This window comes from Streptomyces sp. NPDC001678 (assembly GCF_042892945.1).
GTDB lineage: Bacteria > Actinomycetota > Actinomycetes > Streptomycetales > Streptomycetaceae > Streptomyces.
Window position 1 is genome coordinate 387,931 of record NZ_JBIAUP010000004.1, and the last position, 20,808, is coordinate 408,738.

The 20,808-nt window shown below is 70.7% G+C and carries 21 protein-coding genes; 4 read left to right on the forward strand and 17 right to left on the reverse strand.

Annotated features, from left to right (window positions below):
• Nucleotides 1-59: 59 nt before the first annotated feature.
• The 4 genes from ACFYZR_RS11105 to ACFYZR_RS11120 all read right to left on the reverse strand — a co-directional run bounded on the left by ACFYZR_RS11105 (nucleotide 60) and on the right by ACFYZR_RS11120 (nucleotide 5,198).
• The gene (locus ACFYZR_RS11105) at nucleotides 60-2,726 is read right to left on the reverse strand and encodes an ATP-binding protein (RefSeq protein WP_391908179.1); all 2,667 of its coding nucleotides are present in this window, start codon (nucleotides 2,724-2,726) and stop codon (nucleotides 60-62) included.
• Between the two features lie 226 nt (nucleotides 2,727-2,952).
• Complete coding sequence (locus ACFYZR_RS11110) at nucleotides 2,953-3,345, reverse strand: STAS domain-containing protein (RefSeq protein ID WP_391908182.1); 393 nt, start codon at nucleotides 3,343-3,345, stop codon at nucleotides 2,953-2,955.
• 140 nt (nucleotides 3,346-3,485) lie between these two features.
• A complete protein-coding gene (locus ACFYZR_RS11115; protein ID WP_391908185.1) occupies nucleotides 3,486-4,334 on the reverse strand; it encodes a 3-hydroxyacyl-CoA dehydrogenase family protein in 849 nt (282 codons plus the stop codon).
• 210 nt (nucleotides 4,335-4,544) lie between these two features.
• Nucleotides 4,545-5,198 carry a TetR/AcrR family transcriptional regulator gene (locus tag ACFYZR_RS11120; protein WP_391908188.1) on the reverse strand — a complete coding sequence of 218 codons (654 nt, stop codon included), beginning with the start codon at nucleotides 5,196-5,198 and terminating at the stop codon, nucleotides 4,545-4,547.
• Between the two features lie 96 nt (nucleotides 5,199-5,294).
• Between ACFYZR_RS11120 and ACFYZR_RS11125 the strand changes: the two genes are divergently transcribed.
• Genes ACFYZR_RS11125 through ACFYZR_RS11135 form a run of 3 tightly spaced genes read left to right on the forward strand, consistent with a single transcriptional unit; the run spans nucleotide 5,295 to nucleotide 7,472 of the window.
• On the forward strand, nucleotides 5,295-6,086 hold the full coding sequence (locus ACFYZR_RS11125; protein WP_391908191.1) for an ABC transporter ATP-binding protein: 792 nt from the start codon (nucleotides 5,295-5,297) through the stop codon (nucleotides 6,084-6,086).
• Between the two features lie 31 nt (nucleotides 6,087-6,117).
• Nucleotides 6,118-6,885 carry an ABC transporter permease gene (locus ACFYZR_RS11130; RefSeq protein ID WP_391908194.1) on the forward strand — a complete coding sequence of 256 codons (768 nt, stop codon included), beginning with the start codon at nucleotides 6,118-6,120 and terminating at the stop codon, nucleotides 6,883-6,885.
• Nucleotides 6,886-6,899: 14 nt separating this feature from the next.
• Nucleotides 6,900-7,472, forward strand: a complete 573-nt coding sequence (locus tag ACFYZR_RS11135) for a cob(I)yrinic acid a,c-diamide adenosyltransferase (RefSeq protein ID WP_391908196.1) — start codon at nucleotides 6,900-6,902, stop codon at nucleotides 7,470-7,472.
• Between the two features lie 76 nt (nucleotides 7,473-7,548).
• Here ACFYZR_RS11135 and ACFYZR_RS11140 read toward each other — a convergent pair whose 3' ends face one another.
• The 3 genes from ACFYZR_RS11140 to ACFYZR_RS11150 all read right to left on the reverse strand — a co-directional run bounded on the left by ACFYZR_RS11140 (nucleotide 7,549) and on the right by ACFYZR_RS11150 (nucleotide 11,569).
• Nucleotides 7,549-9,546, reverse strand: coding sequence for a glycosyl hydrolase family 18 protein (locus tag ACFYZR_RS11140; RefSeq protein ID WP_391908199.1), 1,998 nt, complete (start codon nucleotides 9,544-9,546; stop codon nucleotides 7,549-7,551).
• A gap of 149 nt (nucleotides 9,547-9,695) precedes the next feature.
• The gene (locus tag ACFYZR_RS11145) at nucleotides 9,696-10,373 is read right to left on the reverse strand and encodes a response regulator (RefSeq protein ID WP_391908202.1); all 678 of its coding nucleotides are present in this window, start codon (nucleotides 10,371-10,373) and stop codon (nucleotides 9,696-9,698) included.
• On the reverse strand, nucleotides 10,370-11,569 hold the full coding sequence (locus ACFYZR_RS11150; protein ID WP_391908205.1) for a sensor histidine kinase: 1,200 nt from the start codon (nucleotides 11,567-11,569) through the stop codon (nucleotides 10,370-10,372). Before ACFYZR_RS11150 ends, ACFYZR_RS11145 begins: the two co-directional genes overlap by 4 nt.
• Before the next feature lie 159 nt (nucleotides 11,570-11,728).
• On the opposite strand from ACFYZR_RS11150, the gene ACFYZR_RS11155 reads away from it, so the two are divergent.
• On the forward strand, nucleotides 11,729-12,271 hold the full coding sequence (locus ACFYZR_RS11155) for a hypothetical protein (RefSeq protein WP_391908208.1): 543 nt from the start codon (nucleotides 11,729-11,731) through the stop codon (nucleotides 12,269-12,271).
• On the opposite strand, the gene ACFYZR_RS11160 is transcribed toward ACFYZR_RS11155, so the two are convergent.
• From ACFYZR_RS11160 to ACFYZR_RS11205, 10 genes are all read right to left on the reverse strand, one after another.
• A complete protein-coding gene (locus tag ACFYZR_RS11160; RefSeq protein ID WP_391908211.1) occupies nucleotides 12,268-12,717 on the reverse strand; it encodes a DUF2550 domain-containing protein in 450 nt (149 codons plus the stop codon). The two genes, ACFYZR_RS11155 and ACFYZR_RS11160, sit on opposite strands and share 4 nt — an antisense overlap.
• Nucleotides 12,718-12,840: 123 nt before the next feature.
• Entirely contained in the window at nucleotides 12,841-13,215 is a 375-nt protein-coding gene (locus tag ACFYZR_RS11165; RefSeq protein WP_391908213.1) for a F0F1 ATP synthase subunit epsilon, read from the reverse strand.
• 130 nt (nucleotides 13,216-13,345) lie between these two features.
• The gene (atpD, locus tag ACFYZR_RS11170) at nucleotides 13,346-14,788 is read right to left on the reverse strand and encodes a F0F1 ATP synthase subunit beta (protein WP_391908216.1); all 1,443 of its coding nucleotides are present in this window, start codon (nucleotides 14,786-14,788) and stop codon (nucleotides 13,346-13,348) included.
• A complete protein-coding gene (locus ACFYZR_RS11175) occupies nucleotides 14,789-15,709 on the reverse strand; it encodes a F0F1 ATP synthase subunit gamma (protein WP_391908217.1) in 921 nt (306 codons plus the stop codon).
• A 2-nt stretch (nucleotides 15,710-15,711) separates the two neighbouring features.
• On the reverse strand, nucleotides 15,712-17,286 hold the full coding sequence (atpA, locus tag ACFYZR_RS11180; RefSeq protein ID WP_391908220.1) for a F0F1 ATP synthase subunit alpha: 1,575 nt from the start codon (nucleotides 17,284-17,286) through the stop codon (nucleotides 15,712-15,714).
• 145 nt (nucleotides 17,287-17,431) lie between these two features.
• Nucleotides 17,432-18,247: a F0F1 ATP synthase subunit delta gene (locus ACFYZR_RS11185; protein ID WP_391908223.1), complete on the reverse strand. Its 816-nt coding sequence runs from the start codon at nucleotides 18,245-18,247 to the stop codon at nucleotides 17,432-17,434.
• Nucleotides 18,244-18,807 (reverse strand): F0F1 ATP synthase subunit B, encoded by a 564-nt coding sequence (locus ACFYZR_RS11190; RefSeq protein ID WP_391908226.1) that lies wholly within the window; start codon nucleotides 18,805-18,807, stop codon nucleotides 18,244-18,246. Before ACFYZR_RS11190 ends, ACFYZR_RS11185 begins: the two co-directional genes overlap by 4 nt.
• A gap of 40 nt (nucleotides 18,808-18,847) precedes the next feature.
• The gene (gene atpE / locus ACFYZR_RS11195; protein ID WP_030280712.1) at nucleotides 18,848-19,090 is read right to left on the reverse strand and encodes an ATP synthase F0 subunit C; all 243 of its coding nucleotides are present in this window, start codon (nucleotides 19,088-19,090) and stop codon (nucleotides 18,848-18,850) included.
• A gap of 83 nt (nucleotides 19,091-19,173) precedes the next feature.
• The gene (gene atpB, locus ACFYZR_RS11200) at nucleotides 19,174-19,986 is read right to left on the reverse strand and encodes a F0F1 ATP synthase subunit A (protein ID WP_391908229.1); all 813 of its coding nucleotides are present in this window, start codon (nucleotides 19,984-19,986) and stop codon (nucleotides 19,174-19,176) included.
• Nucleotides 19,987-20,250: 264 nt separating this feature from the next.
• Nucleotides 20,251-20,688: a hypothetical protein gene (locus ACFYZR_RS11205; protein ID WP_391908232.1), complete on the reverse strand. Its 438-nt coding sequence runs from the start codon at nucleotides 20,686-20,688 to the stop codon at nucleotides 20,251-20,253.
• Nucleotides 20,689-20,808 lie beyond the last annotated feature (120 nt).

Genomic DNA, 20,808 nt, shown 5'->3' on the forward strand with positions numbered 1-20,808 from the left:
CGACGGACGGGCCGGGGTCATCACCCCGGCCCGTCCGTCGTTCCGGCTCGTCGTTCCGCCTATGCCACCGGCGTCCCGCCCGTCGGCTTGCCCGCGGTCGGCTTGCCGCCGGGGGCCGGGCCGCTCGCCGAGTTGGTGCCGCCGGCCGTCGGCTGGGACGGCTTGCTCGGCTCCTTCGACGGCTCGGAGGGCTTCTCGGTGGGCGTCTTGTCGCCACCGCCCTGCGACTTCGACGGCGTCGGATCGACCGGCGGCGTCTTGGTCCCGTCGCCGCCCGGCGTCTTCGTCGAGGCGCCGGACGAGGGCTCGCCGGTGGGCGTCCGGCTGGACGAGGCGCTGGGCTCCGGGTCCGCGGACGACGAGGCGGAGCCGGACGGCCTGGGCGAGGCGGACCCGTCGCCCCAGTCGCCCTTCTTCTCCCCCTGCCTGCCCCGCCGGGCGGGCACCTGCGGCGCCCCCGGCTCCCCCGCCGCCGGCTCGTCGGCGCTGAGCCCGCCGTCGCCGTCCTGCTGGGAGGCGGACTGGCCGGGCTTGACCGGGCCGGTGGGCGGGGCGTCGCCGCCCGAGGCGGCGCCGAGGGTGACGACGGTGCCCAGGACGGCGGCGAGCAGGGCGCCCGCGCCGGCCGCGAGGAGGTTGCGGCGGTTGCCGCCGGACATCAGCTTCTGCGCCCACGAGCCCTTGCGCGCCCCCGCCGGGCGCGGGGCGCCCGGGGCCGCCTTGGGCACGGGCGGCACGGCGGCCGCCGCGACAGCGCCGGCACCGCCCGGCACCGCCCGGCCGATGATCGCCGTGGTGTCCTCGCCCGCGGCCGTGGCCGCGACCTTGGCCTTGGCGGGCGGCGCGGCCGACTGCTCGCTGCGCGCGTCCGGGATCTCCTCACCGGCGGACGTGCGCCCGTCGGCGAGGCGCCCGTCGACGCCGGTGCGCGGCGGCGGCAGCGGCGGGATCGCGCCCCCGGGGCGGGCCGGGGTGCTCCCGGGCAGCGCGCGGGCGCCCAGGGCCAGGCCGGAGCGGTCGGCGACGAGCGCGAGCGCCCGGCGGCCGGCGACCGTGCCGCGCTTGTCCGCGAGGACGCCGCGCAGCCCGATGGAGGCCTCCAGCTCGGACCGGGCCCGGTCGAGATTGCCGGTGCACAGCGCCAGTACGCCCAACTCGTGGTGGAAATACGCTTCTTCGCCGACCTCGCCGGCGATCCGCGCCGCCTCCTGACCGTGGCGGAGGCTGCGCTCCCAGGCACCCCAGTGGAGCGCCGCGGCGAACGCGGGCGCCGCCGTACGGGCCAGCAGCACGGCGGCCGCCCGGTGCCCGGAGTCCTCCTCGCCGGTCAGCGCGGCCAGCGCGGCGAGGATCGCGTCGGCCTCGACGGCGATCCGCTCGGGCGAGACGGACGGGTGCCCGGCCCACCAGGCATAGTGCTGGGCTGCCGTGTGGGCCGTGGCGGCCGCCTGCCGGGCCCACTCCTCGCCGTATCCGGCGATCAGCTGGTCGGCGACGCCGGCGGCCAGCCGGTAGTGCCCGGCGACGGGCGTGATCAGGCCGCAGGCCAGGAGTTCGCCGACGGCCGCGTCGGCGTGGGTGTCCCCCACGAGGGCGGGCAGGTGCGCCTGGTGGGGCAGCTCGCCGCCGAGGGCGACGGCGAAGCGCAGGGTCTCCCGCGCGGCCTCGCCGAGCGCGGCGGCCAGCAGCGTGGCGGGGGCCGCGGCCTGGGCGAGGGTGGGCAGCGGTGCGGGGCTCTCCCCGTCCGTCCCCTCCGTCCCCTCCTTGTCGGCGGACCGCTCGCCGAAGGCGTCGAACGCATCGGTCGCGGTCGTGCCGGCCGTCGCGCCCAGCCGCAGCAGCGCACCGGCCTGGACGAACCGCAGCGGCAGCCCCTCGGACTCGAACCACAGGTCGGCGACCCAGTCGGCCTCCTCGTCCGTCAGCGCCCGGTCCACGGCGCGCTCCAGCAGCTCCAGGCAGCCGGTGCGGCCGAGCCCGCCGAGGAAGACCTCCTCGACGTGCGAGTCGGCCGACGGGGCGGGGACGTCGGGCGTCGCGGAGAGCAGGAAGGCGCACTCGGGCGTGGCGTCGAGGAGCTCGTCGAGCGCGACCCCGCCGAACTCCAGGTCGTCCAGGACGACGACGGCGCCGATGTTCTGCACGGCGGCCATCAGCCCGGCCCGGTCGGGCCGGTGCAGCGGGGCGTGGTGGACGGCGGCGAACAGCTCGTGGAGGAGGTCGCCGGGGGTGCGGCGGTAGCCGCTGAGCCGGACGACGCCGTCGGGCGCGAGGCCCGCGCAGTCCTCGGCGACGGCGTCGAGCAGGACGCTGCGCCCGGAGCCGGAGGGTCCGGTGAGCCGTACGGACCGGCCGCGCGACAGCAGGCGGCCCAGTCTCTCCCGCTCCTCCTCGCGGTGCAGGAGGGGCAGCTGGGGGCCGGCCTGGCGGGCGGGCGGCGGGGGCGCGGCGGCGCGGCGCAGCTCGGCGCGCTGCTCGGGGCCGTGCCGTTCGGGGCGGGCGGGGAGGGAGCCGGGCGGGCAGGGCTCTATCTCGCTGCCGTCGACCGGATTGACGGTCAGGAGATAGTCACCGGAGACGAGCCGGACGACGCGCACCGGGCCCTGGCCGCCGGGCGCGGCATCGGCCTGCGCCGGCTCCCGGGGTGGGCGGCGCTTGCGCGGGACGCCCGCGGAAGACTGCTCGTCGTCGTGGAATGCCTCGGATCCCCGGTTCGTCGGGTCCATGGTTCTGAAGCCCCCAAGATGCGTGGCGTGCCGTCGTGCTCTCCGGCCTGTCCGCACTCCTTCGACCTTCGGCCCGGTGCCCGCCGAAGCCGGCGGGAAACCGAACAGACCTCGCCACAGTATCTATGACGCGGATGGTGCCGCGTCGTCGTGGGACGTCACAGTCTCATGAGGATCGGGGTACTCACACCCCAGGGGGGCTCGTCCGGCTCGTCCGGCGCCCCTGTCACCCGCCGCGCTGCGGGTGCTGACGGGTCACCGGGCGGGTCACCGGACGGGGCGTCGAGTGGGGCGCGGGGTGGGCGGCGCCGGCCGGGGCCGGCGCGTCGTCCTCGATGGCGAGGATGCGGTGGAGCCTCGTTGCGACCAGGACGCGCTGCATCCGGTCGGGCACCCCGCGCAGGACCAGCCGCCGGCCGGTGCGCCCGGCCCGGCGGTGGGCGCCCATGATGACGCCGAGCCCGGTCGCGTCCCAGGAGTCGAGCTCGGTGAGGTCCAGGACCAGGTCGCCACGCCCGGCGTCGAGGGCGGAGTGCAGGACCGTACGGGCGTCCGCCGCGCTGCGGACGTCGAGGCGTCCCCCGACGACCAGTTCGGCGTGGTCGCCCCTGATGTGCATATGCGCTCCCCGAGTGGTGCGTGGTGTGGGTGGGTCCTGGCTCTAAAGAACTGACTGCCTCTCACACGACAAAGTTGCCGTCTGTAAGCGAACCGATACTTATTTCACCCCACAGGGTGAAGAGAGCTGGCCGTACGGGCTCAGTACTGGTAGAAGCCCTGGCCGCTCTTACGGCCGAGGTCGCCGGCGTCGACCATGCGGCGCATCAGCTCGGGCGAGGCGAACTTCTCGTCCCGGCACTCGGTGTAGATGTTCTCGGTCGCGTGCATCAGGATGTCCACGCCCGTCAGGTCCGCCGTGGCCAGCGGGCCCATGGCGTGGCCGAAGCCCAGCTTGCAGGCGATGTCGATGTCCTCGGCGCTGGCCACACCCGACTCGTAGAGCTTCGTCGCCTCGACGACGAGGGCGGCGATGAGGCGGGTGGTGACGAAGCCGGCGACGTCGCGGTTGACGACGATGCAGGTCTTGCCGATGCCCTCGGCGAACTCCCGGGTCTTCGCCAGCGTCTCGTCGCTGGTCTTGTGACCGCGTACCAGCTCGCACAGCTGCATCATCGGCACCGGGGAGAAGAAGTGGGCTCCGACGACGCGCTCGGGGCGCTTCGTGGCGGCCGCGATCTTGGTGATCGGGATGGCGGAGGTGTTGGAGGCCAGCACGGTCTCGTCCCGCACCAGACCGTCCAGGGTGCGGAAGATGCCCTGCTTGGTCTCGATGTCCTCGAACACCGCCTCCACGACGATGTCGGCGTCGGCGGCCGCGTCCAGATCGGTGGTGGTGGTGATCCGGGCCAGCGCCTGCTCGGCGGCCGAGGCCTCCAGCTTGCCCTTGGAGACGAACTTGTCGTACGAGGCCTTGATGCCGTCCGTCCCGCGCTTCAGGGCCTCGTCGGTGACGTCCCGCAGCACGACGTCCCACCCCGCCTGGGCGGAGACCTGGGCGATTCCCGAGCCCATCAGTCCGGCACCGATGACGGCGAGCTTCTTGGCCACGGCTGTCCCCTTACTCCCTGTGCATGAATCTGTTCATTTACGGCTCTCCGCCCGGACCTTAGCGTTCATGGGCGCGCCGTTGGGCGGTAAGAGATGCGCGTCACGTCCCGGATGACGGACATCACACTGAGACGGCCACCGGCCGGGCCACACCCCGCAGTTGGGCCACTCGGGCCCCGGGAGCCCCTGGAGTCACAGGGCGAGGGCGAGTCAGACGGCGGGGCGGACGCCGTACTCCAGGAGACGGTCGCTCAGCATCCCCTCGATCTCGTCCAGCAGGACGAGCGCCGAGCGGGAGGTCTCGACGGCGGTGCGCCCCGCCACGAGCTCGCGCTGGATGTACTCGACGACATGCGCCTGGATCCAGCCCAGCTGACCGGCCACCAGCGCGGGCACCAGTCCTCCGGCGCCCTCGGCCTCCGCCGCCGCCTCCTCGGTGAGCACGTCGGTCAGCAGGTCGGTGGCGCGGCGCCGCATGTCGAAGACCCGGGAGCGGAGGGCCTGCGACTCCTCGATGACGCGCATGAACCGCTCGTACCCGTCGATGAGCCCCACCCTCGGCGAGACGGCCACCACCTCCGCGCGCAGGGCGCGGAGCACGGCCGTGGCCGGGGACTCCCCCGCCCGGCGGCCCCGGACGACGGAGGCGAGCCACTCGACGGCGTCGTCCTCGCGGTCGAGGAAGAGGTCTTCTTTCGACCCGAAGTAGTTGTAAACGGTGTTGACGGACACCTCGGCCGCCGAGGCGATGTCCGCGATCGTCACCGTGACGAAGCCGTGCTCCAGGAACAGACCGGTCGCAATGTCCGAGATGTGCTGCCTGGTCTGGCGCTTCTTCCGCTCCCTGAGCCCTTCTCCGGTCATGCCTTCATCGTAGCTTCGCTGCGTCCACTGAAAACTTGGATCCACAGAAAACTTGGAGGCATTGCAAACTTTCAGCGGCTCTGCTTTTCTTGGGGCATGGACAGCTCCGACAGCATCCGCACGTCCGGGCTCGCCCGGACCTACCCGAGCCCGCGCGGCCCCGTGGAGGCCGTGCGCGGCATCGACCTGACCGTCCGGCGCGGCGAGATCCTCGGCCTCCTCGGCCCCAACGGCGCGGGAAAGACCACGACCCTGCGCATGCTCACCACGCTCCTCGCCCCCACCGGCGGCACCGCGACCGTCGCCGGTCACGACCTCGCCCGCGACCCCGCTGGCGTGCGCCGCCGCATCGGCCACGTCGCCCAGTCCGGCGGCGTCGACCCTGCCGTCTCCGTCCACGAGGAGCTGGTCACCCAGGGCCGGCTCTACGGGCTGCGCAGGGCCCGGGCCGAGGAGCGCGCCGAGGAGCTGGCGTGGGAGCTCGGCCTGACCGAGCTCCTGGAGCGGCCGTGCGCCGCCCTCTCCGGCGGGCAGCGGCGCCGGCTCGACATCGCCATGGCCCTCACCCACCGGCCCGAGGTGCTCTTCCTCGACGAGCCCACCACCGGCCTCGACCCCGGCAGCCGCGCGGACCTCTGGGGCCTCGTGCGCCGCATCCGCGCCGAGTGGGGCACCACGGTCGTCCTCACCACCCACTACCTCGACGAGGCCGACGCGCTCGCCGACCGGCTGGTCGTCATCGACAAGGGCACGGTCGTCGCCGAGGGCACCCCCGCCGAGCTGAAGGCCCGCCACGCGGGCTCCCCCGACGCCACGCTGGAGGACGCCTTCCACGCCATCACCGGGCGCGGCCCGGCCGCCCGGGACACCACCCCCGTAGCCGTCTGACCCACGCCCAGCCCACCAGGAGCCAGACCCCGTGCGCACCCGTACCCGCACCCTCCTCTCCGACACCGCCCTGGTCTTCGGCCGGTACGCCCGCCAGACCCTGCGCTCGAAGGCCGCCATGACCTTCGGCGCGTTGATGCCCGCGCTCTACCTCGTCCTCTACGGCCCGCTGCTCACCGACATGCCGCTCGGCGGCGCGGGCTCCTCCTGGCAGGTGCTGGTCCCCGGCCTGCTGCTGCAACTCGCCCTGTTCGGCGCGTCCTTCGCCGGCATGGGCCTGATCATCGAAAAACAGCACGGCATCGTCGACCGGATGCGGGTGACGCCGGTCAGCCGGCTCGCCCTGCTGCTGGGGCGCGTCCTGCGGGACGCCGCGCTGCTCACCGCGCAGGCCGTCGTGATCGTCCTCGTCGCCGTGGCCATGGGGCTGCGGGCGCCACTGCCCGGCATCCTGCTGGGCTTCGCCTTCACGGCGGCGCTGGCCCTCTCGCTGGCGGCCCTGTCCTACACCCTGGCCATGAAGGCCGCGGCGCCCATGTCCTTCGCCCCGCTCGTCAACACGGCCACCATGCCGACGATGCTGCTCTCCGGCCTGCTGCTGCCCATGTCCCTCGCGCCCGGCTGGCTCGACGCCCTCTCCCATGTGATGCCGTTGCGCTATCTGGTCGACGCGGTCCGCGCTGCCTTCGTCGGCCACTACACCGACCCGGCGCTGGTCCGCGGCGCCCTGGCGGCCCTGATACTGATGGCCGTCTCGGTGACGGCCGGCACACGGTACTTCCGCAGGGCGGGGGCGTAGCTAGGCTCGTACCCATGGTCCATCTGACGCGCATCTACACCCGCACCGGCGACGACGGCACCACCGCCCTGGGCGATATGAGCCGCACCGTCAAGACCGACACCCGCATCGCGGCCTACGCCGACGCCAACGAGGCGAACGCCGCGATCGGGGTGGCCATCGCGCTCGGGCAGCTGCCCGAGGAGATCGTGAAGGTCCTCGTCCGGGTGCAGAACGACCTCTTCGACGTGGGCGCGGATCTGGCGACCCCCGTGGTGGAGAACCCCAAGTACCCGCCGCTGCGGGTCGAGCAGTCCTACATCGACCACCTGGAGGCGGACTGCGACCACTTCCTGGAGCCGCTGGAGAAGCTGCGCAGCTTCATCCTGCCCGGAGGCACCCCGGGCGCGGCGCTGCTGCACCAGGCGTGCACGGTGGCACGGCGGGCGGAGCGGTCGACGTGGGCGGCGCTGGAGATGCACGGCGACACGATGAACCACCTGACGGCGACCTATCTGAACCGCCTGTCGGACCTGCTCTTCATCCTGGCGCGATCGGCGAACCAGGAGGTCGGCGACATCCTGTGGGTGCCGGGCGAGAACCGTTGACGACCAGGGGGTTCCAGGGGGCGAAGCCCCCTGGAACCCCCGCCGCAGGCGCCGCTCAGCCCACTACCTCAGCCCACTACCTCAGCCCGCTATCCACGGCATTCATCAGCGTCCCGCTGTCCCCCGACATCTCCCAGATCATCACCCCACCCAGCTTCTTCCCCTTCAGCCACGCCGTCTTCTTCCCTATCGACCACGCGTCATCGAACGTCCACCACTGCCCACCGTCCCCGGTGTACCCGTACGTCGCCACCGACGCCTCGTCGTGGTAGACGGTCAGATTCGGCACGGACGCCAGCAGATTGTCGTAGCCGCGCGTCCCGGACTCCTCCGGGAACTGGCCCGGGGCCGCGCCGCCCGCCGCCTGCCACACACCGTGCGCGCCGCCGTCCGCGACCTGCTGCCAGCCACGGCCGTAGAAGGCCAGCCCCACGACGACCTTGCGGGGGTCGACGCCCGCGTCGAGATAGGTCTGGACGGTCTTGTCCACACTGAACTTAGTGCTGTACGGGTCCTTCGCGTCCACGTACAGATTCCCCTGGTGGCCCGTCCGGTTGGGCTCCCAGCTGTTGTCGCTGCCGGAGCCGTGGAAGTCGTAGCCCTGGACGTTGGCGAAGTCCATGTAGTCGAAGACGCTGGGCGTGCCGTCCTTGGTGGTGATGTCCCAGCCCGCGTCGATCTTCGCCGGGTCGGCCGGGGTGAAGGCGGTCAGCAGGTACTTCTTTCCCGTCGTCGTGCTCAGCGCGTCCAGCTGCTTGCGGAACTCCGCGAACAGCAGCAGGTTGTTGGCCTTGTCGTCCTTGGAGACGTGGTTGCCGGCGTGGCCGTCCGAGCCCGGCCACTCCCAGTCGATGTCGAAGCCGTCGAAGATCCCGGCCGCCGTGCCGGGGCCGCCACGGCCGTTCGACACGGGCAGATCGCCCTTGATGTACATGTCGACGCAGGACTTGACGAACTTCTGCCGCGACGCGTCCGTCTTCGCGACGTCCGAGAAGTACTTGCTGTACGTCCAGCCGCCGATCGAGATATTGATCTTCAGCTTGGGGTACTTGGCCTTGAGTTTCTTCAGCTGGTTGTAGTTGCCGGCCAGCTTCTGGTCCCAGGTGTCGCCCACGCCGTCGACGGACTCGCCCGCGCCGAAGCCCTTCTCGTAGTCGGCCCAGGAGTCACCCGCGCCGTCCCCCTGGTTGGGGTCCTGGGGGCCCGGGGTGGTGGCCTTGGTGACGCCGTTGAGACAGGTCAGATTGGTGGGGTCGATATTGGAGAAGGCGTAGTTGAGGTGGGTGAGCTTCGCGGCGGCGCCCGTGGCGTCCAGGGACTTCACCGTGTAGCCGCGCCCGTAGATCCCCCACTGCACGAAGTAGCCGACCTTGGCGTAGTCGCCGCCCGGCTGGGGGTCGCCGCCGCCTCCGCCCGTGGTCCGTACGGTCAGCGGGGCGCTGGCAGGGCCGGTCCGGTCGGCGGTGTCGCGGGCGACGACCGTATAGGTGTACTCGGTGCCCGCGCTCAGCCCGGAGTCGGTGTAGGCGAGTTTGGCGACCGTCGCGACCTTCGCCCCGGAGCGGTAGACGTCGTAGTTCTTGATGCCCTTGCCGCTCGTCGCGGCCGTCCACTTCAGCGCGACGCTGTTCGCGGTGACGGACGAGGCCGTCGGGGTGCCCGGCGCGCCCGGTGGTTCGTCGCCGGGTGAGGAGCCGTCGCAGCCGCCGCCGTTGACCTTGCAGCCGGTGGGGCTGCCGTCACCTGCGGCGACGAAGCCGAAGGTGACGCTCGCGCCGGGCGCGATCGTGCCGTTGTACTCGCGGTTCTTGCCGGTGAAGTGCGTTCCGGAGCTGCTGACCAGGGCGTCCCAGTAGGAGCCGACCGCCGTCGTGGCGGGGAAGTCCCACTCGACGGTCCAGGAGTCGATGGCGGTCGTGCCGGTGTTCTTGATGGTCCAGGCGCCCTGGAAGCCCGTCCCCCAGTCGGAGGTCTTGACGAATGTCGCCGTCGCGGAGGCGGCGGCGGCATGGGCGGGGGCGGCCAGGCCGACGATCAGGCCGATGGGCAGCAGCAGAGCGGTGAAGGCCGCCATGACGGCCCGTAAGCGGGTACATCTGAGAAGGGGGTGAAGGTTTGCGTGTCCCGGGATTCCTGTGTGCACGGCGTGCTCCTCGGGTGAGGGCCAGAAACAGGGTGGGGGTGCGCGTTGTGAGGGGAGCGTAAGAAGGTCCGTACCAATGGTCAAGAGGTCTGGACCAGACCCCATTCCCGGGCCAGCACCGCCGCCTGCACCCGGCTGCGCAGCTCCAGCTTCGCCAGCAGCCTGCTCACATGCGTCTTCACCGTCGCCTCGGCCATCCCCAGCCGCCCCGCGACCTCCGCGTTCGACAGCCCCTCCCCCAGGCACACCAGCACCTCCCGTTCCCGCCGGGTGAGGGTCTCCAGCACCGCCGGGCCCTCCCCGCCCCCGGGGCGTACGGGCGTGGAGTGCGCGAACTCGGCGATGAGGCGCCGGGTGACGGCCGGTGAGATCAGCCCCTCGCCCCGGGCCACCGTCCGTACGGCCGTCACCAGGTCCGCCGCCTCGCTGTCCTTCAGCAGGAAGCCGGCCGCGCCCGCCCGCAGCGCGCCGAAGACGTATTCGTCGAGGTCGAAGGTGGTCAGCACCAGCACATCGGCGATCCCCTCGGCCGTGAGCAGCCGGGTGGCGGACACCCCGTCCAGCCGGGGCATCTGAATGTCCATCAGCACCACATCGGGCCGCAGCTCCCGGGCCAGCCGCACGGCCTCCTCGCCGTCGGCCGCCTCCCCGACGACCTCGACGCCGGGCGCCGAGCGCAGGATGAGCACCAGCCCGGACCGCACCGCGGCCTGGTCCTCCGCGACGACGACCCGTACCGGCCGTACCGACCCCGTCATGACTTCTCCGCCCTCTCCTCGTCCACGGGCAGCACCGCCCGGATCGTCCATGTCCCGTCCACCGGCCCCGCCTCGAACTCCCCGTTCAGCAGCGCGACGCGCTCCCGCATGCCGACGAGCCCGGCGCCCGCCCCCGGCGCCCTCGGCCCCGGGCGGGCCACGCCCAGGGGGCTCGTCACCCGGACGGTCAGCGGACCGCCGCCGGCCACCCGCTCCAGCTCCACGCTCACCTCGCCGGACGCGGCGTGCTTCACCGCGTTCGTCAGCGACTCCTGGACGATCCGGTACGCCGCGAGCTCCACCGGCACGGGCAGCGCGCCCTTGCCCCGCCCGTCGCGCAGCACGAAGGAGAAACGGTCGTCCCGGACGCTGGTGCGGGCCCGCTCCAGCAGGGCGTCGAGGCCGTCGAGCCGGGGGGTGGGGGCGGGCTCGTCCGCGCCGGCCGTCTCCCTCAGCAGGCCGATCAGCCGGCGCATCTCCGCCAGGCCCTGGACGCTGTTCTCCCGGATCACCCCGAGCGCCTCCCGGGAAGCGCCCGGCTCGTCGATCGACAGCGCGGCCGAGGAGTGGATGGCGATGGCCGACAGATGGCCCGCGACCATGTCGTGCAGCTCCCGTGCCATCCGGGCCCGTTCGGCGGCCACGGCCTCGCGCCGGTCCAGCTCCACCAGGAGCGCGGTCCGCTCCGCCGTCAGCCGGGCGGCCTCGGCGGCGTCGCGGTGCACCCGTACGCCCACCCCGGTCCAGGCGGGGGCGACGGTCAGGACGGCCAGCGCGATGCCGACCAGCAGCGCGGCGGGCTCCCGCATCAGCGCGACGGCCAGCAGCGTGCCGAGCACGGTGAGCACCTCGGTGGCCCGGGGGATGAACCGGTAGGCGGCGGCCGGGCCGTAGAGCACGGCCGCGTAGACGAGGTCGGTGAACATCCCGACATTGGCGATGAGGCTGCCCGCGCACACGTCCAGCGCCAGGGCGGCCGTCCCGATGCCCAGCCCCACCAGCGGCGCCCTGCGCCGCAGCAGCTCCGCGCCGGCCATCACGACGAGGGCGAGCAGCGCGAACCGCTGCGGCACCCCCGGCAGGGCGGGGTGGCTGATCAGCCCCAGCGAGTACAGCAGAAGCCCGCCGAGCAGCCCGGCGACGGCGACGGCCGCGTCGACACGGTCGGGCGGACGGAACGGAAGGCTGCGGGGCATGGGTCCATCTCAGCACGTCGCCGACGGTGCGTCCGTCGGCTCCGGCGCCGGGCCGAGGGACGTGGAGTACATCGAAGGATGCAGTGCCATCTCCTCACACCGGGCGAAGAAACCGCAGGTGGCGACGGTCAGTCTGGAGGTGAGGGAAGGGAGAGAACCGTGATCGTCACGCTGATCGTCGCCTGTGAGATCGGCTTCTGGATCCTGCTGGCGGGCGGGCTCAGCCTCCGCTATCTGGCCCGCATGCCGCGCGCGGGGGTCGCGGTACTGCTGCTGGAGCCGGTGCTGGAGCTGGTACTGCTGATCGCCACCGCGATCGATCTGAAGAACGGCGCGACCGCCGACTGGAAGCACGGGCTGGCCGCCGTCTATCTGGGCTTCTCGGTGGGGCTCGGCCACTCCACCATCAAATGGGCCGACCAGCGCTTCGCCCACCGTTTCGCGGGCGGGCCGCCGCCGGTCAAGCCGCCGAAGTACGGCAAGGAACGCACCGCGCACGAGTGGAGGACCGCAGGCCGCTGGACCTTCGCGGCGAGCGTGGCGCTCGGCCTGCTGCAGTGCGCCATCTGGTACGTGGGCTCGGGCGACATCAGTTCGCTGCGCGACTGGCAGACCAAGATGCTGCTGGTGATCGGCATCAACCTGGCGATCGCGGCCAGCTACACGATCTGGCCCAAGCAGCCGGAGAAGTCGCAGAGCTAGGCGACATTGACTCTCTGCCCCGGAGGCGCCGCCTCCAGCCAGGCCAGGAAGCCCGTCAGCGCGTCCTCGCTCATGGCCAGTTCCAGCCGCGTCCCCCGGTGGAGACAGACGAGCACCACGGCATCCGAAAGGAGCGCCAGCTCCTCCTCGCCCTGGGGGGTGCGGCGCTCGACGACCTCGATGGAGTCCCGCTCCAGCATCCGGCGCGGCCGGGGGGCGTAGGAGAAGACGCGGAACCATTCGATGCGGTCGCCGTTGTAGCGCGCGACCCCGTAGACCCAGCCCTTGCCGGCGGGCTCGGGGTCCTGCTCCGGAACGTTCCAGCGCAGACTGCAGTCGAAGGTACCGCCGGAACGCTGGATCAGCCGTCTCCGCAGCCCGAAGACGAAGAGACCCAACAGCACCAGCAGGACGACGACGCCGCTCACGAGCAGAGCGAGGACCATCTCCACCGACCTCCTCGCATCATCTAGAGCAACCGCACCTGCGTTATTGCCTCAGCCGCGGACCGCCCTGGAGTTATTCCAGGCCGGCCCGCGGCTGAGGGTCGTACTCGAAGCGGATCGGGGCTAGTGAACGCCCGCGACCGCCTTCAGCCGGACATCGGCACGCCGCTCGGCGGCCGCGTCGGCCTCTGCCTTCGCCCGCTCGAGCGCCCGCTCGGCGCGCTCGATGTCGATCTCGTCGGCGAGCTCCGCGATCTCGGCGAGCAGCGAGAGCTTGTCGTCGGCGAAGGAGATGAAGCCACCGTGGACCGCGGCGACGACGACGCCGTCCTTGGTCTTGATGGTGACCGGGCCGGACTGCAGCACACCGAGCAGCGGCTGGTGGCCGGGCATGACGCCGATGTCACCCGACGGTGTACGCGCGATGACCAGAGTGGCCTCGCCGGACCAGACGCTTCGGTCCGCCGCGACCAGCTCGACGTGCAACTCAGCAGCCAACGTGGCTCCTCGGGTCTCCACCCGCCGGGTACGACGGGTGTTGGGTCAAAGAATAGGGGACGTACGGTCCGGGGGCGGGAGTGCCCCGCCCCCGGGCCGTCGATCGCAGGGCTCCCAAGGAGCCCCGGGATCAGGAGACGCCCAGCTCCTTGGCGTTCTTCTTGAGGTCCTCGAGACCACCGCACATGAAGAAGGCCTGCTCCGGGAAGTGGTCGAACTCACCGTCGCAGATCGCGTTGAACGCGGCGATGGACTCGTCCAGCGGAACGTCCGAACCGTCGACACCGGTGAACTGCTTCGCCGCGTGGGTGTTCTGCGACAGGAAGCGCTCGACGCGACGGGCGCGGTGGACGACCAGCTTGTCCTCTTCGCCCAGCTCGTCGATACCGAGGATCGCGATGATGTCCTGGAGGTCCTTGTACTTCTGGAGGATCCCCTTGACGCGGGAGGCCGCGGCGTAGTGGTCCGCCGAGATGTAGCGCGGGTCCAGGATGCGGGACGTCGAGTCCAGCGGGTCGACCGCCGGGTAGATGCCCTTCTCCGAGATCGGACGCGACAGAACGGTCGTGGCGTCCAGGTGGGCGAAGGTCGTCGCCGGGGCCGGGTCGGTCAGGTCGTCCGCGGGGACGTAGATCGCCTGCATGGAGGTGATCGAGTGACCACGGGTCGAGGTGATGCGCTCCTGGAGGAGGCCCATCTCGTCGGCGAGGTTCGGCTGGTAACCCACGGCGGACGGCATACGGCCGAGCAGCGTGGAGACCTCGGAACCGGCCTGGGTGAAGCGGAAGATGTTGTCGATGAAGAACAGCACGTCCTGCTTCTGCACATCGCGGAAGTACTCCGCCATGGTCAGACCGGCCAGGGCGACGCGCAGACGGGTGCCCGGGGGCTCGTCCATCTGGCCGAAGACCAGCGCGGTCTTGTCCAGAACGCCGGAGTCCGCCATCTCGTGGATGAGGTCGTTGCCCTCACGGGTGCGCTCACCCACGCCGGCGAAGACGGAAACACCCTCGTGCAGCTTCGCCACACGCATGATCATTTCCTGGATCAGAACGGTCTTGCCGACACCGGCACCACCGAACAGACCGATCTTGCCGCCCTTGACGTACGGGGTCAGCAGGTCGACGACCTTCAGGCCGGTCTCGAACATCTCGGTCTTCGACTCGAGCTGGTCGAACGCCGGGGCCTTGCGGTGGATGGACCAGCGCTCGGTGACCTCGGACTCGGCCTCGGGCTCGTTCAGGATCTTGCCGAGGGTGTTGAACACCCGGCCCTTGGTGACATCGCCGACGGGCACGGTGATGCCGTCGCCGGTGTCGGTCACCGGGGCCTGGCGGACCAGGCCGTCGGTGGGCTCCATGGCGATGGCGCGCACGACGCCCTCGCCCAGGTGCTGCGCGACCTCGAGCGTCAGGGTCTTCTTCTTGCCGGCCTCGGCCGGGTCGGAGACCTCGACGGTCAGGGCGTTGTAGATCTCCGGCATCGCGTCGACGGGGAACTCCACGTCGACGACCGGGCCGATGACCCGGGCGACGCGGCCCGTCGCGGCGGCCGTCTCAACAGTGGTGGTCATTTATCGGTCACTCCCCGCGGTCGCGTCGGCCAGAGCACTGGCGCCACCGACGATCTCGCTGATTTCCTGGGTGATTTCGGCCTGTCGGGCCGCGTTGGCAAGCCGCGAGAGCGACTTGATGAGCTCTTCGGCGTTGTCGGTCGCCGACTTCATCGCCCGGCGGCGGGCCGCGTGCTCGGAGGCGGCGGCCTGCAGCAGGGCGTTGAAGATCCGGGACTCGACGTACCGCGGCAGCAGTGCGTCGAGCACGGCCTCGTCCGAGGGCTCGAAGTCGAACAGCGGCAGGATCTTGTCCTTGGCCGTCTCCGACTCCTCCTCCGTGGCCTCGAGGCTCAGCGGCAGCAGCCGCTTGTCGACCGGCGTCTGCGTCATCATCGACACGAATTCCGTGAAGACGATGTGCAGCTCGTCCACGCCGCCCTCGGCCGTCTCGCGCTGGACCGCCTCGATCAGCGGACCGGCGACGCGCTTGGCGTCGGCGTAGGTCGGGCTGTCGGTGAAGCCCGTCCACGACTCGACGACCGGAAGCTCGCGGAAGCCGTAGTACGCGACGCCCTTGCGGCCGACGATGTACGTGACGACGTCCTTGCCCTCGGCCTTGAGGCGGTCGGTCAGCTGACCGGCAGCCTTGATCGCGTTGGACGAGTAGCCACCGGCCAGACCGCGGTCGCTCGTGACGAGCAGGACCGCGACCCGGACCGGGTTCTCGACCTCGGTGGTCAGGGCGTGCTTGGTGTTGGAGCCGGTGGCAACCGCGGTCACTGCCCGGGTGAGCTCACTGGCGTACGGAGTGGACGCGGCCACCTGGCGCTGTGCCTTGACGATGCGCGAGGCGGCGATCATCTCCATCGCCTTGGTGATCTTCTTGGTCGCAGTGACGGACTTGATCCGTCGCTTGTAGACCCGGAGCTGGGCACCCATGCTCAGCCCTCGCCCAGCAGCTTGCCGTCCGAGGTCTCGAACTGCTGCTTGAAGGACGCGATCGCGTCACCCACGGCCTGGAGGGTGTCGTCGGACATCTTGCCGCCCTCGCGGATCGAGGTCATCAGACCCTTGTTCTCGCGGTGGAGGAAGTCCAGCAGCTCACGCTCGAAGCGACGGATGTCCTCGACCGGGACGTCGTCCATCTTGCCGGTGGTGCCGGCCCAGATGGAGACGACCTGGTCCTCGGTGGCGTACGGGGCGTACTGGCCCTGCTTCAGCAGCTCGACCATGCGCTTGCCGCGCTCCAGGGCGGCCTTGGAGGCCGCGTCCAGGTCGGAACCGAAGGCGGCGAAGGCCTCCAGCTCACGGAACTGGGCGAGGTCCACACGGAGGCGGCCGGAGACCTGCTTCATGGCCTTGTGCTGGGCGGAGCCACCGACACGGGAGACCGAGATACCGACGTTCAGCGCGGGGCGCTGACCGGCGTTGAAGAGGTCCGACTCCAGGAAGCACTGGCCGTCGGTGATGGAGATGACGTTGGTCGGGATGAACGCCGACACGTCGTTCGCCTTGGTCTCGACGATCGGCAGACCGGTCATCGAACCGGCGCCCATGTCGTCGGAGAGCTTGGCGCAGCGCTCCAGCAGACGCGAGTGCAGGTAGAAGACGTCACCCGGGTAGGCCTCACGGCCCGGCGGGCGGCGCAGCAGCAGGGAGACGGCACGGTAGGCGTCGGCCTGCTTCGACAGGTCGTCGAAGACGATCAGGACGTGCTTGCCCTGGTACATCCAGTGCTGGCCGATGGCCGAGCCGGTGTACGGCGCGAGGTACTTGAAGCCGGCCGGGTCGGACGCCGGAGCCGCGACGATCGTCGTGTACTCCAGGGCGCCGGCCTCCTCCAGGGCGCCACGCACGGACGCGATGGTGGAGCCCTTCTGGCCGATGGCGACGTAGATGCAGCGGACCTGCTTCTTCGGGTCGCCCGAGCGCCAGTTGTCGCGCTGGTTGATGATCGTGTCGATGGCCAGCGCGGTCTTGCCGGTCTGGCGGTCACCGATGATCAGCTGACGCTGACCGCGGCCGACCGGGGTCATCGCGTCGACGGCCTTGTAGCCGGTCTCCATCGGCTCGTGGACCGACTTGCGGACCATGACGCCGGGGGCCTGCAGCTCGAGGGCGCGGCGGCCCTCGATGCCGGTGATCTCGCCGAGGCCGTCGATCGGGTTGCCCAGCGGGTCGACGACGCGGCCGAGGTATCCCTCGCCGACCGCGACGGAGAGCACCTCACCGGTGCGCTGCACCGGCTGGCCCTCCTCGATGCCGCTGAACTCGCCGAGGACGACCGCACCGATCTCGCGCTCCTCGAGGTTGAGGGCGAGACCGAGGGTGCCGTCCTCGAACCGCAGCAGCTCGTTCGCCATGGCCGAGGGAAGACCCTCGACCTTCGCGATGCCGTCGCCGGCAAGGCTGACCGTACCGACCTCCTCGCGCGAGGCCGCGTCCGGCTTGTACGCCTGGACAAAGTTCTCCAGTGCGTCCCGGATCTCCTCCGGCCGGATCGTGAGCTCCGCCATTTGGGTTCCCTGCTCTCCTTGTTGGGCCCGAAGTAATTCTGGGGGTCTGGGGACGTTCTCCCACAGCAGCCGCGCTGCTCTGGGCCCCCAGAGGACACCGTCGACCCAACTCGGGCCGTCAGTTTGCTCTTGAGTTGGTGGCTGGTCAGCCGGCCATACGGCGGCTCGCGTCGGCGAGCCGGTCCGCGATGGTGCCGTTGATGACCTCGTCGCCGATCCGCACCTGGACACCACCGAGGACCTCGGGGTCGATGTCCAGGTTGAGGTGGACGCGTCGCCCGTACAGCTTGGCGAGCGCGTCACCGAGGCGCTGCTTCTGCTGATCGCTCAGCGGCACCGCGGAGACGACCTCCGCGACCATCCGGTCACGGCGCTCGGCGGCCAGCTTGGAGAGGGCGTTGAGCCCGCCTTCCAGGCTACGGCCACGGGGCGCGGTCACCAGTCGGGCGACGAGGCGCTCGGTGACCGGGTTGGCCCGGCCGCCCAGCAGCTCGCCCACCAGGGTCGCCTTGGCGCCCTTGGCCGCGACCTTGTCGGTCAGCGCGGCGCGCAGCTCCGGGTTCGACGTGACGATCCGGCCGAAGCGGAACAGCTCGTCCTCGACGTCGTCCAGGTCGTCGGCGCGCTCGGCGGCGATGAGCTCGGCACCGCTGGCCAGCTCCTCGATCGCGTCCACCAGGTCGCGCGAACGCGACCAGCGGGAGCGGACCATGCCGGCAACCAGGTCGGCGCACTCGCCGCCCACCTGGCCGCCCAGCAGACGCCGGGCCAGCTCGGCCTTGGCCTCGCCGGTCTGCGCCGGGTCGGTGAGGACACGACGCAGCGAGACCTCGCGGTCGAGCAGCGCGGTGACGGCCGCGAGCTCATCGGCGAGCTTGGCGGCGTCCACGGCGGTGTTGTCCGCCAGCGCGTCGAGGCGTTCCCGTGCGGAGGCCAGGGCCTCCCGGCTCGCAAGGCTCATCGGCTCGCCTCGGCCTTCGTCTCGTCGGCCGCCTTGGTCTCGAGCGAGTCGAGGAAGCGGTCGATGGTCCGGCTCTGGCGCTCGGCCTCGGTGAGGGACTCGCCGACGATCTTTCCGGCCAGGTCGATGGCCAGCTGACCGACGTCCTGGCGCAGCGCGGCCGCGGCGGACTTGCGGTCGGCCTCGACCTGGGCGTGACCGGCGGCGATGATCTCCTCACGCTGCCGCTGACCCTCGGAGCGCATCTCGGCGATCAGCGCGACGCCCTGCTCCTGCGCCTCCTGGCGCAGACGCGCGGCCTCGTGGCGGGCGTCGGCGAGCTGGGCCCGGTAGTCCTCGAGAACCTGCTGAGCCTCGGCCTGTGCGGCCTCGGCCTTCTCCATGCCGCCCTCGATGGCCGCCCGGCGCTCCTCCAGAACCTTGTTGATGTTCGGGAGGAGCTTCTTGCCGAGGAACCCGAAGACGATGAGGAAGGCGATCAGGCCGATGATGAGCTCTGGCATCGGCGGGAGGAGAGGGTTCTCCATCTCCTCGGACGCCAGCTGCGTCAGGGCGTACACATCAGTGCCTTTCGTCGAAAAGGGGTTGTCGCGGGTCGGTTTACTTGAACACGAAGCCCATGACGATGCCGATCAGGGCGAGCGCCTCACAGAAGGCGAAACCCATGATCTGGTTGGTGCGGATCAGGCCGGCCGCCTCGGGCTGACGGGCCAGGGCCTGGGTGCCGTTACCGAAGATGATGCCGACGCCGACGCCCGGGCCGATGGCGGCCAGGCCGTAGCCGATCGCGCTGGCGCTGCCGGTGAAGGCGTCGGCGGAGGCGAGGGTCTGGAGAGCGGACATGCCGGTTCTTCCTTCTCTTTCACGGACCGGTGGGGGTTGGCCACCGGACGTCTGTGTGGATGGGGGGGCGGGAGCGGGCTGGCTCAGTGGTGCTCGGAGAGCGCGCCCTGGATGTAGCTGGTGGCCAGGAGGACGAAGATGTACGCCTGGACTGCCTGGATGAAGACCTCGAAGGCGGTCATCGCGACCGTCATCAGGAACGACGCGCCCGCGTAGGCGATGCCGATGCCGTTCAGCAGGTACCAGCTGGCGATCGTGAACATCACGATCAGCAGGTGCCCGGCGAACATGTTGGCGAAGAGCCGGACCGCGTGGGTGAAGGGCCGGATGATCAGGTTCGACAGGCCCTCGATCACCACGATCAGCGGGAGGACCCAGCCCAGCTCCTTGTTGTAGCCGGTGATGTTCTTCCAGCCGCCCGTGAAGCCGTGCTTCTTGAAGGTCAGGAAGACCCACATCACGTAGACGACCGCGGCCAGGCCGGCGGGGTAGGCAATGATCGACGTCACCGGGAACGAGGCCACCGGGATGATCGACCAGAGGTTCATGATCCAGACGAAGAAGAACAGCGAGACCATGAAGGGGACGTACTTGTCGCCCTGCTTCTTTCCGAGCGCCTCGTAGACGATTCCACGGCGAACGAAGTCGTAGCCCGTCTCACCGATCATCTGGAGCTTGCCCGGGACCACCTTGGCCTTGCCGAACGCCGCCCAGAAGAACCCCACGACGACGAGCGAGCCGAGGATGGCCAGCAGCATCGGCTTGTTGAACTCGATACCGCCGATCTTGAAAAGCGGCTCGAAGACGAACGAGTGGAGGCCCGGGGCCGGGAAGCCGCACCCTTCGAAGATGTGGCAATCGGTCTCGAAGGCGAGCAGCGTCTGGTCAGCACTCACCGCGAGCTCCTTCAGCGTGGCGCATAGGTACGGCAACCTCGTTGTGTCGGCGCGGCGCGCAGCCACGGAACGGCACTGGACTGGACTTACGGATAGGGGTGCGGCGGGCCGGCCGCAGGCCGGCGGTCATCGCAGGCGCCAGCTGCACCGGAAGCCGATTCGAACCCGTGAGACCCGGGGATTCGGCTGCCTGCGTCCGCTGCACCTCAGATGGCACCGGACGATAGCAGGTGAGCACACGAGCGTTTATCCCGGCCCTACCGGTCATGACGTGGACCCGGCCGGAGCGGACTTCTTGGCGTCTCCGGACTCGGGATCGACGTAAAGGATCTTCGCCTTCATGTAGGCGCGCGCCTGGGCCCCGATCCACACGAGGGTCGCGGCGAGCAGCGAGAAGGCAAAACTCTTGGTGTTGAAGAGCGTCGTGTCCTTGAACACCAGAAGGAAAATGGCCACGAGCAGGATCTGTGTCGTGTAGAGCAGCAGACCCATGGCCTGGAACAGGTGGGGCAGAAGTCGCGCGGTGCGATTCAGGATGATCAGCCCCGTCCCCATGACGGCACCGGTGAGGAGCACGCCGATGACAGCGCCGAGCCCACCCTTGCCGCCGGCGACCGCGGCGCTGACGGCGACGGCGACCACGCCGACAACGGCGGTGGGGACGGCGCACTGAAGAAGCGTTCGGGCGTCGTTGGACTGCATGAAGGGTTTCTCCGGCGAAGGGTTGGAAGCAACGATTCGTCGTGAACGAGCGTATCCCCGGGAATGAGACGCGCAGCGCGACTGAAGGGCCGTCGCACTACGGTCCTTCGGCTCTACCAA

Bases quoted from the DNA above. Each gene is read 5' to 3' on its own strand.
- ACFYZR_RS11135 (WP_391908196.1), top strand. From the start codon at position 6,900: ATGGTCCATCTGACGCGCATCTACACCCGCACCGGCGACGACGGCACC.
- ACFYZR_RS11150 (WP_391908205.1), bottom strand. From the start codon at position 11,569: ATGCCCCGCAGCCTTCCGTTCCGTCCGCCCGACCGTGTCGACGCGGCC.
- ACFYZR_RS11205 (WP_391908232.1), bottom strand. From the start codon at position 20,688: ATGCAGTCCAACGACGCCCGAACGCTTCTTCAGTGCGCCGTCCCCACC.
- ACFYZR_RS11140 (WP_391908199.1), bottom strand. From the start codon at position 9,546: ATGGCGGCCTTCACCGCTCTGCTGCTGCCCATCGGCCTGATCGTCGGC.
- ACFYZR_RS11125 (WP_391908191.1), top strand. From the start codon at position 5,295: ATGGACAGCTCCGACAGCATCCGCACGTCCGGGCTCGCCCGGACCTAC.
- ACFYZR_RS11160 (WP_391908211.1), bottom strand. From the start codon at position 12,717: ATGGTCCTCGCTCTGCTCGTGAGCGGCGTCGTCGTCCTGCTGGTGCTG.
- atpA (WP_391908220.1), bottom strand. From the start codon at position 17,286: ATGGCGGAGCTCACGATCCGGCCGGAGGAGATCCGGGACGCACTGGAG.
- ACFYZR_RS11110 (WP_391908182.1), bottom strand. From the start codon at position 3,345: ATGCACATCAGGGGCGACCACGCCGAACTGGTCGTCGGGGGACGCCTC.
- ACFYZR_RS11145 (WP_391908202.1), bottom strand. From the start codon at position 10,373: ATGACGGGGTCGGTACGGCCGGTACGGGTCGTCGTCGCGGAGGACCAG.
- ACFYZR_RS11120 (WP_391908188.1), bottom strand. From the start codon at position 5,198: ATGACCGGAGAAGGGCTCAGGGAGCGGAAGAAGCGCCAGACCAGGCAG.
- atpD (WP_391908216.1), bottom strand. From the start codon at position 14,788: ATGACCACCACTGTTGAGACGGCCGCCGCGACGGGCCGCGTCGCCCGG.
- ACFYZR_RS11105 (WP_391908179.1), bottom strand. From the start codon at position 2,726: ATGGACCCGACGAACCGGGGATCCGAGGCATTCCACGACGACGAGCAG.
- ACFYZR_RS11185 (WP_391908223.1), bottom strand. From the start codon at position 18,247: ATGAGCCTTGCGAGCCGGGAGGCCCTGGCCTCCGCACGGGAACGCCTC.
- atpE (WP_030280712.1), bottom strand. From the start codon at position 19,090: ATGTCCGCTCTCCAGACCCTCGCCTCCGCCGACGCCTTCACCGGCAGC.
- ACFYZR_RS11175 (WP_391908217.1), bottom strand. From the start codon at position 15,709: ATGGGTGCCCAGCTCCGGGTCTACAAGCGACGGATCAAGTCCGTCACT.